At 69.7% G+C, this 13,572-nt stretch carries 11 protein-coding genes; 3 read left to right on the top strand and 8 right to left on the bottom strand.

Annotated elements, in window-relative coordinates:
• Position 1 precedes the first annotated feature (1 nt).
• Complete coding sequence (locus AC07FY_RS31405) at positions 2-1,411, top strand: FAD-dependent oxidoreductase (RefSeq protein ID WP_479013317.1); 1,410 nt, start codon at positions 2-4, stop codon at positions 1,409-1,411.
• The gene (locus AC07FY_RS31400) at positions 1,408-2,613 is read left to right on the top strand and encodes an NAD(P)/FAD-dependent oxidoreductase (protein ID WP_479013314.1); all 1,206 of its coding nucleotides are present in this window, start codon (positions 1,408-1,410) and stop codon (positions 2,611-2,613) included. The genes AC07FY_RS31405 and AC07FY_RS31400 overlap by 4 nt, the downstream gene beginning before the upstream one ends.
• Before the next feature lie 505 nt (positions 2,614-3,118).
• Here the strand turns inward: AC07FY_RS31400 and AC07FY_RS31395 are convergent.
• The 7 genes from AC07FY_RS31395 to AC07FY_RS31365 all read right to left on the bottom strand — a co-directional run bounded on the left by AC07FY_RS31395 (position 3,119) and on the right by AC07FY_RS31365 (position 10,880).
• Entirely contained in the window at positions 3,119-3,469 is a 351-nt protein-coding gene (locus tag AC07FY_RS31395) for a hypothetical protein (protein ID WP_479013312.1), read from the bottom strand.
• A gap of 75 nt (positions 3,470-3,544) precedes the next feature.
• Entirely contained in the window at positions 3,545-3,823 is a 279-nt protein-coding gene (locus AC07FY_RS31390; protein ID WP_479013309.1) for a hypothetical protein, read from the bottom strand.
• Positions 3,824-4,170: 347 nt separating this feature from the next.
• Positions 4,171-4,674 (bottom strand): hypothetical protein, encoded by a 504-nt coding sequence (locus AC07FY_RS31385; RefSeq protein WP_479013306.1) that lies wholly within the window; start codon positions 4,672-4,674, stop codon positions 4,171-4,173.
• Positions 4,675-5,475: 801 nt separating this feature from the next.
• A complete protein-coding gene (locus AC07FY_RS31380; RefSeq protein ID WP_479013303.1) occupies positions 5,476-6,165 on the bottom strand; it encodes a helix-turn-helix domain-containing protein in 690 nt (229 codons plus the stop codon).
• A gap of 76 nt (positions 6,166-6,241) precedes the next feature.
• The gene (locus AC07FY_RS31375; RefSeq protein ID WP_479013300.1) at positions 6,242-6,685 is read right to left on the bottom strand and encodes a hypothetical protein; all 444 of its coding nucleotides are present in this window, start codon (positions 6,683-6,685) and stop codon (positions 6,242-6,244) included.
• Between the two features lie 1,943 nt (positions 6,686-8,628).
• Positions 8,629-10,287 (bottom strand): IclR family transcriptional regulator, encoded by a 1,659-nt coding sequence (locus tag AC07FY_RS31370; RefSeq protein WP_479013385.1) that lies wholly within the window; start codon positions 10,285-10,287, stop codon positions 8,629-8,631.
• Between the two features lie 5 nt (positions 10,288-10,292).
• Positions 10,293-10,880, bottom strand: a complete 588-nt coding sequence (locus tag AC07FY_RS31365; RefSeq protein WP_479013297.1) for a sigma-70 family RNA polymerase sigma factor — start codon at positions 10,878-10,880, stop codon at positions 10,293-10,295.
• A 797-nt stretch (positions 10,881-11,677) separates the two neighbouring features.
• On the opposite strand from AC07FY_RS31365, the gene AC07FY_RS31360 reads away from it, so the two are divergent.
• Entirely contained in the window at positions 11,678-13,036 is a 1,359-nt protein-coding gene (locus AC07FY_RS31360; protein WP_479013294.1) for a NucA/NucB deoxyribonuclease domain-containing protein, read from the top strand.
• Between the two features lie 48 nt (positions 13,037-13,084).
• On the opposite strand, the gene AC07FY_RS31355 is transcribed toward AC07FY_RS31360, so the two are convergent.
• A complete protein-coding gene (locus tag AC07FY_RS31355) occupies positions 13,085-13,540 on the bottom strand; it encodes a hypothetical protein (RefSeq protein ID WP_479013291.1) in 456 nt (151 codons plus the stop codon).
• Positions 13,541-13,572 lie beyond the last annotated feature (32 nt).

The raw sequence follows: 13,572 nt of genomic DNA, 5'->3' as shown, positions 1-13,572 counted from the left end.
CGTGAGCCATGTCCTCATTGTCGGCAACGGCCCGGCGGCTCAGCGCCTCGCGGAACGCCTGCGCCACCACGGCCACGAGGGACCTGTCACCATCCTGGGGTCCGAGCCTGAGCCCGCCTACCACCGGCCCTTGCTGACGTCCGTCGTCGCCGGCCTGCTCGCCCCCGAGGCCACGCGTCTGCCGGCCCCGCCCGACACGCACGTCCACCTGGGCACGGTGGTCACCGGCATCGACCGGGAACGGCGCCTGGTGCGGGCACGCGCGGCCGGGGCCACGACCACCCACTCGTACGACACCCTGGTCCTCGCGACGGGGGCCCGCGCCCGGATCCCGGACGTCCCCGGCGCCATCGGTCCCGAGGGAAACCTGGCCCTGGGTGTGACGACCCTGCGAACGGCGGCGGATGCCGGACGGATCACCGGGGGCCGGGTGGTCGTCCTCGGTGGTGGACCGCTGGGAGTGGAGACCGCCGCCGCACTCGCCGAGCGCGGCACCAGGCCGACGCTGGTCTGCGCCCGACCCCACCCCCTGTACGAGTGGCTCGGCGAGATCGGCGGGCGCATGCTCAGCGACCGGCTGGGGCAGGCGGGGGTGACCGTCATCGGTGGCGCCGGCGCCGTGTGCCGAGCGCCGGACCGGCTGCTGCTCGGCGACGGAACGACACTTCCCGCCGACATGCTCGTCCTGTGCACGGGCGTCACGCCCGCCACCGGGCTCGCGCGGGCGGCCGGGCTGCGCGTCCGCGAGGGCATCGTGGTCGATGACGAACTCCGTACCGACGATCCCCGCATCCACTCCATCGGGGACTGCGCCGAACACCGCGGCCGGACCATGGCCGGAGTCGGTGCCACCTGGGAGCAGGCGGAGGCGCTCGCCCGGATCCTCACCGGCCGACCCGAGCCGTACCGGCCCGTTCCGCCCGCGCTCCGCCTACGGGCCCGGGTGGCCGACGTGTCCTGCCTCGGGTCGTTCGCCGATCTCGACCGGTCCGGCGCCCGGCAGCTTACGTTCACCGACCCGGTCGGCCTGCGGTACGCGCGGCTCACCCTGCGCGACGAACGCGTCGTCGCCGCCGCGCTGTTCGGCCTGCCTCAGGCCATCGCCACGATCGGGCTGCTCCACCGGCGCGGGCAGCGGCTTCCCTCCGACCGGTTGGGTCTGCTGCTCGGCCTGCCGCCAAGGCCCGCGTTGGACAGCGCCGGGCCGGGGGAGGAGGCGCCGATCTGCGTCTGCAACCATGTCTCGCGGCACAAGCTGCACCGAGCGTGGCAGGCCGGCTCCCGCTCGGTCACGGCGCTCGCCGCGGCGACCCGCGCCACAACCGGTTGCGGCGGCTGCACCCGGGAGATCGAGGAACTCTGCGGCCGGTGGGTGCAGGAGACCGTACCCCCGGGGGAGAAGGCATCGTGACCCGTACGCTCGTCGTCGTCGGCCACGGTATGGTCGGCCACCGTCTCGCCGAGCAGATACGGGTGCTGGACACCGAATCCGCTTGGCAGGTCGTCGTCCTGGCCGAGGAGCACGACCCGGCCTATGACCGAGTCGGCCTCTCCTCCTACCTGGACGGCAAGAGCAGAAGCGACCTCACGCTGGCCGGAGCGGACTTCCTTGGCGACCCCCGAGTGGAACTCCGCCTGCTCTGCCCTGCGGTAGCGGTCGACCGGGCGGCCCGCGCGGTCCGGACGGCGGCCGGGGACGAGGTCTCGTACGACGCGCTTGTGCTGGCCACCGGCTCGAGCCCGTTCGTCCCCCCGGTCGTCGGCCGCGACCTCGTCGGCTGCTTCGTCTACCGAACGTTCGACGATCTCGACGCTCTCCGCGCCGCCGCGCGTCCAGGCCGACCGGGCGTCGTGGTCGGAGGCGGGCTCCTCGGACTGGAGGCGGCCGACGCCCTGCGCATGCTCGGCATGCGCGCCCACGTCGTGGAGACCGGGCCCCATCTGATGCCCGCGCAACTCGATGCCGGTGCCGCCCGCGTCCTGCACCGGCACGTCACCGACCACGGTCTGCGCGCGCACTGCGGGGTGCCCGTCGCGTCGATCGACGGCCACCCCGACGGGATGGTGCGCGCTGTGACGCTCTCAGACGGTACCGTCCTGGACGCCGACCTGGTGATCTTCGCCGCGGGCGTTCGTCCCCGCGACGAGCTCGCCGGCCCCATGGGCCTGGACTGCGGCGAGCGTGGCGGCTTCCTGGTCGACCGGCACTGCCGCACCTCCGACGAGCGAATCTGGGCCATCGGCGAATGCGCGGCCGTGGACGGACGGTGCTTCGGCCTGGCCGCCCCCGGCTACCGCATGGCCGACAGCGTGGCTCGCCAACTCATGGGCCAAAAGCCGGAACCCTTCGACGGCGCCGCCATCACCGCCACCACCCTCAAGCTCCTCGGCGTCGACGTGGCCACGTTCGGTACCACGGTCCCCGGGGGCGGCCAGGCCCTCGAGCTCGTGTACTCCGAGGACGACACCCGCTACGCCAAGATCCTCCTCCACCCCCACACCGGCGCTCTCCTGGGCGGCATCCTCGCCGGCGCAACCGCCCCCGCGACCACTCTCGCCCCCTTGGTCGGCCACCCACCCCCGGCAGACTTGGAACAGGTCCTCTTCCCTTGACTCCCCCGACGCTCTCGCGCAGGAAGGTACCCGCGTCCGACCAGGCTGGCGGGACGTGGACCTCGCGGAGGGTGTCGACCAGGTTGGGGAAGCGGCCCTCGCGGCGGGCCTTTGCGAGCCGGGAGGACAGCCGCCAGTACATCGACGGGGTGTGCGGCAGGGCGCCTTCGGAGACCAGCCGGTACATGAACCTGGCGCAGCGTGACGCCGCCCTCGTAGCTTTCCACGATCTGCCGGGCCCGGTCCACCACGGCCGGCCATCGCACGCGCTCACTCGACATGCGGTACATGTGTACCCCTTCGTGCCGGGCCGGGGCGTCAGGTGCCGCCCTGGGCACGGCCGCGCGGAACTCCTGCGTCATCAGTGGCACCGAGCCGCGCTGCACGGGCGCAGGGGCCTGCTCTCCCCAGACCTTGGAGCGAGATGCTGAAGCGCCAGATGTTCGGCCGAGCAGGCTTCGAACTCCTCCGCAAGCGCGTTCTGCTCTACTCCTGAACTTGCTGTTCAGCCTTCAGCGTCCGGCGAAGGTGCGTCGTTTTCGGCGGCGAGGGTGACCTGGGCGGTCCATGACCAAGGCTCCTGGGGCTGCTCCCAGCTCACCTCCACGTCGGTGTCGTGAAAGTCGCGCGCAAGTTCCGTCACCATCACCGCCGCCGCAGCCCGCGCGTCTTGCGGGTCGGTGTTGATCGGCACGTCCAGCCGCCCGCACAGCATTCCGCTTCCGGTGAGGACACCGGTGCGCCAACCCTCCGGCGTCGCCAACAGAACGATCCCCTTCGGAACGCCCCAGGCGGGCCGCTCCTTCTTCTCCTTCTTGCGTCTCACCATGCCGTTATCCAACATCGTCGAGTGCATGGTGATGAGTCTGGGTGGAGGGTCAACCACCGCAGCACGGTTTGGTGCCGGCCTTGCACGGCAAGCTGAGATCCTTCAGGACGGATCGTCGATGAGCCCGAAGCCCTCCGGGAACTCCTTCAGGAACTCACGGCGAGCGGGGTTGGTCTCGGCAGCTGCCATCTCCTCGAGCAGGGCGATCAGCTCCTGCTGCTGATCACTCGGCAGCGGGCTGACCACGCGGGCGACGCCCTCCATGACCTTGACCGCGTCGTCCTGATCCATCTGCTCGTCTTCGCTGCCATCGATGAACCACAGGACATCGACCAAAACCTCGGCCAAGGCACGAGCCAGGGACGGGTACGAAGACGTCACGACGGTCTCCCAGCAGATCAACGGCAAAGTCCGGCCATCCCACCACACCCCACTGACATCACGATCCGTGAGCCTCCACGGAAAGTGGACCAGAGCCTGAGATCTGGGAACGAATGTCGGCGAGTGTTGGCAGCAGCTCTGACCGGCGAGGCCCGGGAATGTCGGTCAAAAGTAGAACGGCTGGGCAGTCAGACACCCTCTGGACCAGGGAGTTCATGAGCCGAGGTCCGCCATGTCTGCTCAAGCATGTGGATCAATCCGTTGCGCACGGGGAAAGGCGCCGGGCCGCCGCGTCCTGAGCCCGGCGGTGCGGCCGTGCGCTGATTTGAGCCGTCCGCCCGCCGGGCTCATGCGTGTGTCCACTCCCGCAGGAGGGCTTCACGCTCAGGCGGTTTCGGTGTGCCACCGCCGTGGTCCCGGCTCCAGGTCGTAAGGGTCCGGGGGTCTGCCGTGCCCTCCCGGAAGCGGGCCAGGAGGCGCTGGGACAAGGCGATCTCCCGAGAGGTGTAGCCCTTGGTCGCCGCCGGCACCCGCACCTCCTCCGCACCGTCCTGCGTCTCCAGGACCAGGAACATCTGCGGCGGTTCCTCTCCGCCGTAACTGGACCCCAGCGTGACCACCGCTTCCAACACCGCCGCCAGGAAGCGGCCTCCGCCCCTTGCGTCGTCCTCCACGGGCGCGGCGTCCACGCCCGCGGAGCGCAGGCTCGACCACGGCCAGGCCCGGATGCCGTCCGGGCCCAGCGCCTGTACCCCTTTGGAGGTGATGCGGACGCAGTGCCCCTCCGCGTCCGGCGGGGAACCCACGTACACCGAGTCCTCGGTGATCCAGAACAGTCCTACCATCACCACGGCTGACTCCTGATGTGCGTGCCGGTCCGTCTCGAGCTCCTGCGATCGTTTTCCGGCGCCCTGCAGCGCCCGGTTCCAGTAAGCACCACCCTGGCGAGCGGGGCATGACCCTGCATCTCGGGGCTTGACCGCCTGCGAGACCTGCGCGCCTTCGTCCCCTGCTGCGCTGGAGCCAGCCCGCCGGCCGGTGGCGGGCACCGACCCGCAAGAGCGTCGGGCGTACAGATCGACCTTGGACTTCGGCACCGCAGCGACAGCAGCCGTGCGTCTGGTCATGAACGAAGCCTCTGCCCCCAGCATCAACACCCCGGCGTCGGGATCGCAGAATGTCCGGCGGCCATCAGCAGGCGTAGCGCCCCCTCCGGCTCGGCCCCGCGGTAGGGACGGAGCGCGCCGACGATCACCGACGAGCCTCATGCAACAACGGATCACGGCACCCTGTACGGGTCCGGGCCAAGCCGGTTGCCTCGGTCTACGGAGTCGGTCAACGCGCTCATCTCGTCGAGCACGGCCTCGCCGGGGCCGGGGGGTCCGTTCGTCGTCTGCTCCATCGGCGTCGCCGTGTACGCGGTAGTACTCGTGCTTGACGAGGCGATGCCCCGATCTCCGCCCCGGCGACGGAGTCCGGCGCGCCGATGATCTCGTTCTCGGGGGTGTCCGGCTTGAGGAGGGTCTTGGCCGAGGTGTCCTTCATGTCGAAGTCGATGCGGCAGGCGACGGCTTGGGTGGTAAGCATCGCGGAGACGCCTGAGGGCCCTCACCGTGTCGACGGTGGGGGCCCTCGATGTGCACGGGTCGGCCTCAGTCCTCCCGTCGTACGTAGGCGATCATCGGGCGGCTGCGGTGGACCCGCCGGCTGGTGGTGCGCTGGAGTGCCTTGCCTGCCATCTTCTGCCGCATCTCGGTGGCCTCCAGGACCAGCCGGGCCTGCATCCACTCGCCGTACTCGGGGTCGTCGGGGTGCATGCCGAGGCCGGCGAGGATGCCCTTCATCGCGCTCACGGTCGGCAGGAGCTTGGCGTTGAGGACGTCGGAGATGGTGGTCGTCGCGACGGGCTGCCCCTCCTTGCCCGCGAGGTGGGACATCGCCGCGTAGGTCGGGTTCTCCTTCCACATGCGCAGCTCGCGCAGGCCGACCGCGCAGTCGTCGAGGTTGAGGACGGACGTGGGCTTCAGGCGCTGGTAGGCGGCGCGCTGGGCGGGGTCCGCGGGGACGCCCGCCTTGAGGCGCTGTCGCTCGGTGGCGCACATCTCCCACTGCGGGCGCCAGTCGTCGGGGTCTTCGCCGAAGGCGGTCAGGTACTCGAGCATCGTCTTCCACGACGGGCAGGCCGTGGTCTTGGTGGCGCGCGAGAGTGTCGCCTGGGAGAGGCCGGTGAGGTTCGCCAGTTCGGCGAGGGTGGTGTCCTTCGGGCGGAGCTCGTCGAGCTGCCGGGCGAGGCGGGCGATCTTGCCGGTTTCGGTGCTGATGTCGCGACGGGGTCGTCCCATGATGTCCTCCCCTTTCGAACCGGGAGTGCCTGAAGGGGAGGCGCACCCTGGGTGCGCCTCCCCTTGCAGACATCTCTCAGTTCGCCCGGCCGGGCTGGTCGACGGCCGGGGCCGTGGCGGACGGGGGGACGTGGTGCTGCGGCTCGGCCGAGACCGGGTGGACCGGCTTGGGCTCGGCCGCGTGGGCCTGGGTCGTCGCGTCCTGGGCGGCGGTGGTCTTCGCCTTCCGCTTCTTGCGGCGGTCGATCACGATCAGCGCCGCGGCGGTGGCGACGCCGACCTTGCCGGCGGCCGCGGTGACCGCGGCCGCCGTGTGGGCCTCGTAGCCCAACTCGATCATGCCGAGGGTGGCCAGGCCGGCCAGGCTGACGGCGCCCAGGGTGACGCCGGCCTTGATGATGATGGACTTGCCCGCGCTGCGCAGGCGGTGGAAGCCGAAGCCCCCGCGGCCGGGTGCGTCGATGACGCACCCGCCGCCGGCTGCGGAGACCGGAAGGTTTCCGTTCCAGTTGATCTTCACTTTGAGCCCCTTTCAGGCGCCCTCACTTGCCGTCGACCCGGACGTTTACCGCCCGTTTTCCCTACACGCTCGGAGATGCCCTCTCCTCGCAAATCGAGAATCGCACGGCCATATACAGCGGGACAAGTTTCCGGTCCACCTGGTACGCAAAAAAGCGGAAGTCGATCTAGAAGTCGCCGGGGGTCGGCATAGCATTGGCCAACGATTTCCTTTTTTCTTGACGTTCGTTCAAAAGGGGATTTTCGTGACCAACAGGCTTGCGTTTTGCCCTACTTGCGCAGGTATCTCCAGCTAGGTGGAGTTCCGTGCTCCAGATGTGGAGGCGGTACTTTACCGCCACTAAAGTAGCGTTCGAAGTAATCGAAAGGCGAAGAGTAAGGTGCACATCAATTAGGTTCCACTTACCCGGCAACGGCTCTCGAAATTCCCTTGACAAGCCGCAACGGCCGCGTTCGGGAATGCGGCTCCAGAGGAGGCCAGTGGGGCGTTATGGCACCCTTCCGGCGAGTTCTTTTTTGCACGCAAGAAAGGATTTGAAATAATTTGAAAAATGCAGGTGGAAAGGGCCGACTGCGCGGCCTTTTTGCAGGAGGTTCGCCGCCGGACGGATGAGCCGTGCGAGCTTGCCGCCCAACTGCGGTGTCCGGGACAGTGGGGGCCTCGGACTGACGGAAGAAGCCGGAAGTCCAACCTTTCTGGCGCCCTACTTGACCCGGACAGGCGCCGCCCAACCTGGCCAAATGCCCTGGCCACGGTCGCGGTGCGCAGCGTTGTTGCGTGCCGCCCCGACGTAGAGAAACCAGGCTCGACCAGCAGGGATCCGGCCGGCCGCTAACGCCGAGGCCGACGACGGTGCGACGAAAGGGACTGCGATGACACAGCTGGAGCCACAGTTGGTTCTGCTCACGTTCGCCTCTTTGGCCTGTGCCGGCTTCGCCGCGCAGCCTCGCCCGTTGTCGGCAGGCGTGCTGGCCAGGTCCCGGACCAGGCGACGGCCGGATGCGGCCTCCAGCTGGGCGGGGCCCGGCAGGCAACGCCGCAAGTGGGCCGCTCAGCTGCATCCCGGCAGCGGACCGCGCCAGCGCCCTCCCCGGCCATAGAAGCCGGCACGCCCCTTTGCTGAAGGCCTCCCCGCACCGAACCGCACGGCGCCGGCCGTCACTGATGGGCCCTGCCTAAGCCACCCTCGTACGCGGTGCACACCCCTGCCCCAGCGGTGACCTGCCCGCCCCGTCAAGGCAACGCCATGCCTGCGCTCCTGGCCAGGGCTGGCACCAAGCCCGCCCCGCACCAGCGAGGCACAGCCGCACGCGCCGATGGTCCGTCCCGGCATGCCCCTTCCCCACCACGGCCTGCCTTCGTCCCTCGCGATGCCCGACAGGCGTCCAGCAGCGGCTGATAGGCCCTCGCATCTCCCCCGTGCACAGCCGTCTCGGCTTCGTGATGTCCCCGAAGCCATCGCGAAACGATCCCTGCTTCAGCCCCCTCATGTGAGGGGGCTGGACGGCGTTAGCCCGGCCGCCAGGACGCCGCACCACCTGCTGGCAGGCGCGGCCTGTGCGTCGCGCTTAGTCCTCCGCGGCACGGTGCGCCAGGCTGTGCGCCACTACCGTCCTGAGACCGGCTCCCGGGCTCCCTGGGCTGCGGCTGCCGCAACGGGAACCGCCTCGCACCAGAGCGTCGGCCCACAGGCCTCCCTCCTCCTGCAGACACGGCAGGCAGGCCGGCACTACCTCCCACAAGCCTGGACCGATCGGGCCAGGAGCAGACCCGCGGGCAGATGCCTGCCGAACCTGCACCTGGAGGAAGACAGCAGGCAGAGGGGGCGCGCCCCAGCAACAGGCCCAGCCGGTGCCACTTCGTCCGCCTCCTTGTTTTTTCACGCTGTTCGGGCAGATCCGGGCGACGCCACCTATCGCCATACGGAGCGGCACTGTTTCCCCCTAGTGGGGGATCACCACGCAGGGGATGCCGCTGGCCGCGGGCGGGGACGGGCTGCTGCCTCCGACGAGCAGCGCCAGCAGGACGGCGATCGCCTCGTTGCGCAGGACCCGGGCGGCCTGGGCGAGCTTTTGCGGGTCCGGGGAGGGGAGGGACAGTGCCACGCATTCGGGGTCGGGCCCCGTACGGATGGGGACGGCCGCGCAAAGGGTGCCCAGCGCGTACTCCTGCAGATCGAGGAGGGGTTCGCCCGGGTCACGGGTGTCGAGCTCGGCAAACAGGACGTCGGGGCTGGTGATGGTGTGGGGGGTAAATGCCTCCATCCGGTGCCGGCCGAGGTGGTCACGGCGCTCGACGTCATCGAGCTGGACCAGCAGCGCCTTGCCGACGGCGGAGGCGTGGGCGGCCTCGCGGAAGTCGACCCACTCGTGGACCGCCGGCGCGGTGGGGCTGTCGGCGTACTGGGAGATGGAGACCTCGCCGTCGGTGTAGGAGGCGACGTAGACGGCGGCGCCGACCTCGTCACGCAGGAACGCGAGCGTCTCGCGCAGCAGCGCCCCGCCGCTTCGGCCGGCGTCGGCGAGCTTGAGAGAAGAGCCCGCGGCGTAGACGCGCGGTGCGATCGGGGTGGCGAGCTGCGTGCGGACCAGGTGCTCGATCGCGTGGGCGAGGTAGAGCTGGGGCAGGCCGGTCTCCCGGGCGATCTGCGTCCGGGACACCCCTTGGGGATAGCGGTGGATGACCTCCAGGACGCGCAGGGCGCGCTGCGTGGACTCGAGGTGGGTGTTGACGGGCTGGTGCCGCTTGGGCCGCTTGGCCATGCGGGCGCCGGGCTTGGCGTCCGCGGCAAGGCCGGCGGGGTCCAGGCGTGCGCAGCGGGCCAGTGCGGAGGCCAGGCGGGGGGTGGGGGTGTAGATGTCGCCGAGTTCCTCGTGCTCCTCGGCTGTGGCGACATCGAGGGCGTAGCGGATGGGGGCGGGGAGGTCGCGCTGGTGGGGTGGGGTGGGCGGAGTGGGGGTGATCTTGGTGGTGGAGACGGGTGGGGAGGTCCAGATGATGGAGGCGTGGAGGGTGTCCTCCACGGTCGCGAGGGACGGCAGGGACGGGACTTCCTCGCGGGGGCCGGGGGTTGGGGGCTGGTTGTGCCAGTGGTGTGCGGTGGTGATCTCCGCGCGGGACAGGTGCAGGAGGTACAGGGCGCGGGCAGCGGTGTCGGAACCGGCGCCGGCGGCGTACTGGAACCAGAACTGAGCGGCCTCGGTGCGGCCGGACAGGTGCAGGAGGCTGGCGAACAGGAGCGCTGAGGGCTGGCTGTGGGGCCAGGCATCGGCGTCCAGGGCGATGCGGGTGAAGGTGGGGCTGTCAACCAGCGCGCGGGCCATGGTGTCCAGGGTGCGGGCGGCCCGCACATTGCAGGCCGCGTCCAGGACGAGCTTGCGGTCGGCCGGGCTGCCGGGCCGGGCCGCAGGCGACAGCGCCAAGGCTGCGTCGGAGGCCTTCGGCGCACTCAGGGCGCGGCTGGTGCGGGCGGAGGCGATACGGCGGGCGATCCGCCGACGAGCGGCGTCCTCATCGTAGAAGGCGTACTCGTCGGTGAAGACTTGGGCGTCCTGGAGAGCCTCGTCCAGTTCGCTGCCGGCGTCCGCGTCGTTGCGGATCATGTCATTCACAGGTCTTTCTCCTCTCCGGGAGTCAAGTCGATACCGATCTTCTTGGCGAGCGTGCGGCGCGCGGTGTGCAGGTGGGAGCGGACCGTCCCCACAGCGATACCCATCCGGTGCGCCACCTGCGCGGTGTCGAATCCGAGGAGGTAGGTGAGCAGGACGACGTCGTAGTGCCGGTCGGGCAGCTCCGCGATCGCCTCATACACACCGGAACGGGACTCGATCAGCTCCAGACTCCGCCGTGAACCGCGGCGCAAAGCGGCGTAGCGGGCGGTGTCCACCAAGGCGACGGGAACGACCTGACGGGCGCGGTAGCGCTCGACGTGCTCGCGCAGCTGCGCCCAGGCGAACGCCTGCAGATTGGCCTCGAGCAGCGCGTCGGGCCACACCGCCAGGAGGAAGGTGAACACGTCCTCCACCACCACAGGAGCGGCCTCACCTCCGAGTTCGAGGTGGGCGTACTCGAGGTAGGCGCGATGGTTCTGGGAGTGGAAGGCGGCGAACTCCACCGGCATGACACCGGCGAGCTCGCTGGAGACGGCCTGCTCCCCGAAGGGGTCGTACTCGGCGTCGGTCATGAACTCCCCCACGGCTGCTCCCCAGGCCCGTCCAAGCGCGCGAACCCGATCCTGTGCTGACGAACCACAGGGCCATACAAAGGGCGGCTTGCGGACAGCTCGGCCGCGCCGACCCGGACACCGGCGCCCAGCGGGCGCCGCAGATCTCTCACCACCTCGGGTGCGAACACCCGCACAGCAATCGCGGCTATCAGCGCGAGGACGAGGGGCTCGGTGCTGTTCACGTCGAACGGAGTCCTTCCCAGCGGATCAGTAGACAGACAGGCATGCCTCCCCCCAGGTCCGGCAGCCAGGACCCGACCCGAAAACCGGCTCCTACTCATCAGCCAAGCGAAAACAACCCCCAAACGTTCAGGGCACTTTCGAAAACTTTCCGGAGCGGTCGAATCCGCTTGATGCGCGGCCCCACGCGCCCGCGCACGCCTAGCGCATACCCACAGGCCAGAGCGTCCGTATGCCGGTCGGCGCGCCGCGGCGGCGCATACTGCAGCGCGCCGAAATCTCACGGGGCAGAGCGGATCTGCCCGCCCTGTCGGCGGGCGGTAGGACCGCGGTCTGGTGACGGCCGCCTGCCGGTCCGCGCAACGCTGTTCAGGCCGATGCAGGCCCTCGGCTCCGGTGATCAGCCAATGGCGTGGACGGATCACGCCATAGGTGTCGTATCGGGTTCCCGATGCGACCACACGTTCGATATCTATGGAGGTTCCGAGTGAGATCCAGTCACCAAAGTCCTTGGGGGAACCATCACTTCCACATCACGTGCCAGTCGCGCGCGCCTGGCCCTCCTGGCCGCCCTGACTGCTGTCGTCGTGCTGCCGACGAGCAGCACCGCGTCGGCGGCCGACAGCGCCGAGCGGTTACAGGCACGTACGTTCATGCTCGCCCCGTCCGCCGCGGTCCCCTCTCTTGAACAGCTCAGGACAGGAGGCGCGGCCCAGCTGCTGTCCACGGCGGATGCCGCTGCCGCGGCGCCCACGACACCGCTCGAGGTGGTTGGCCCTGCTGCCTCGTACGGCATCAAGGCGACGACCCCGGCCGCCGTCGCCCCCGCGCGCACCGGCTCGGCCCCCTCCTTCATGTCGCCGGCAGCGGTGTCCTATCCCGAACCCGCCCGGGCGGTAACGCTGCAGGAGTGCAAGCAGAACCTGGCCGGTGCGTCCCAGGTCTACGTGAAGTCCCGGTTCGCCGTCTGCACCGGATTAAAGGTGACGACCGTGTGGGAGAAGCAGAACGGCGCGGTGGGAACCAGCTCCTACACGGTGTACGTGCGCGGCACCGTTCCCAGGGAAGCCGACCGCACGATCTACTTCGACTACGACGTCACCGACTTCACCGCGGTCGGCAGCACCGGCGTGTCCGGTCTGAAGATCGGCCTCAAGGGAGACGTCGCGCAGGACTGGCCCGCCGCCGCGACCCCGGTGGTGGGCAAGACCCTCCCGGTCACCAAGACGTGGCTGGAGATGCAGTCGAGCTCCCACTACACGCACTCGGTCCGATACGCGCCCGGCCAGGGAACGGGAGCCGGCGCCGCGGACCTGATCGCCGCCGTCTATCAGCCGGCGGTCACCTCCACGCTTCCCGCCGGGTGGGTGGGTGAAAGCCCCAAGACCGGCAAGCCGTTCATGTTCGCCCCCCGCTGGGACGCCGCGTCTTACCTGCGCAACTCCACCGGGGCGGGCAACCCGGCCAACAAGGGCGGAGCCGCCTTCAGCATGATCGCCACGCTGGAGTACAGCTCCAAGGCTGCCGCGCCCGAGAAGGCGGTCGCCGAACACATCAAGCAGGCGTTTGCGAACCCGACGGCGACCAAGCCGCTCAACGCGCTCAAGAACGTGCCCGGCGACACGATCCAGGAGCCGCTGCACCGCCTGTTCCTCGACACCAAACGCCACGACCGCAACCGGGCGGTCGCGGTACGGGAGTGCAAGCGCTACTGGGGCGCGAACTACACCGACGGCGGTAAGGAATGTGACGAGTTCCCCTTCGCCTCCACCTACGAAGGCTCCGCGGTCGAGGAGTACGACCCGCACGTCGAGAAGAACAACTTCTCCGTCCAGCCCGTACCCGGCGCCGAGAACGGAGCAGCCGGAACCCTGCTGCGCGGCTTCTACAACAACAACCGCATCATCGACGGCCTCGAAGACGGGTTCATCGTGAAGATCACCTGACACACACGCGGCGGGGCGGGTCCGCCCACGCTGGGCCCGCCCCGCCGCTCAGTCCGTCTTCGGCCAGAAATCGATCCTGTACCGCTCCACCCCGTACGCCGTGCCCTCCGACCGGGTCACCTTCTCAACCTCGGCCCTCCCCGCGCAGCACACCCGCACCCTCCACATCCCGGGCCGCCCCAGCCGGATCAGGTCCTCAGAGCGCCCCGCCCCCCACACCGCCACATCACCCGTCACCGACTCGAAATCGGTCTCAGCCTGCTCATCCCAGCCACCGGCCTCAGCATCGGGCCGGCCGTCCCACACCCAGACGGCAAGCGAGGCGGTGTGAGTATGGCCCGCGCTGAACACGTCGAACCGCCGGACGTGCCCATGCAGGAACACCCCCCACCGGAAATCGTCCGGGAACGGCACCGGCACCACACTGTCGTCCGACTCCTGGAACCCGAAAGACCGGAACTCAACCCGGGCCTCCAGCTCCTGATGCCCCAACAACGTAGCCACAGCCCCTCCCCCTCCACCGCCCACACAAGACC

The organism is Streptomyces sp. NPDC045967 (assembly GCF_056430495.1).
Note: the sequence above shows the minus strand (reverse complement) of the source record. Positions and strands in the feature narration are given on the sequence as shown.

Excerpts from the sequence above, each read along its gene's own strand:
- AC07FY_RS31380 (WP_479013303.1), bottom strand. The coding sequence starts at position 6,165 with ATGGGACGACCCCGTCGCGACATCAGCACCGAAACCGGCAAGATCGCC.
- AC07FY_RS31370 (WP_479013385.1), bottom strand. The coding sequence starts at position 10,287 with ATGATCCGCAACGACGCGGACGCCGGCAGCGAACTGGACGAGGCTCTC.
- AC07FY_RS31395 (WP_479013312.1), bottom strand. The coding sequence starts at position 3,469 with ATGCACTCGACGATGTTGGATAACGGCATGGTGAGACGCAAGAAGGAG.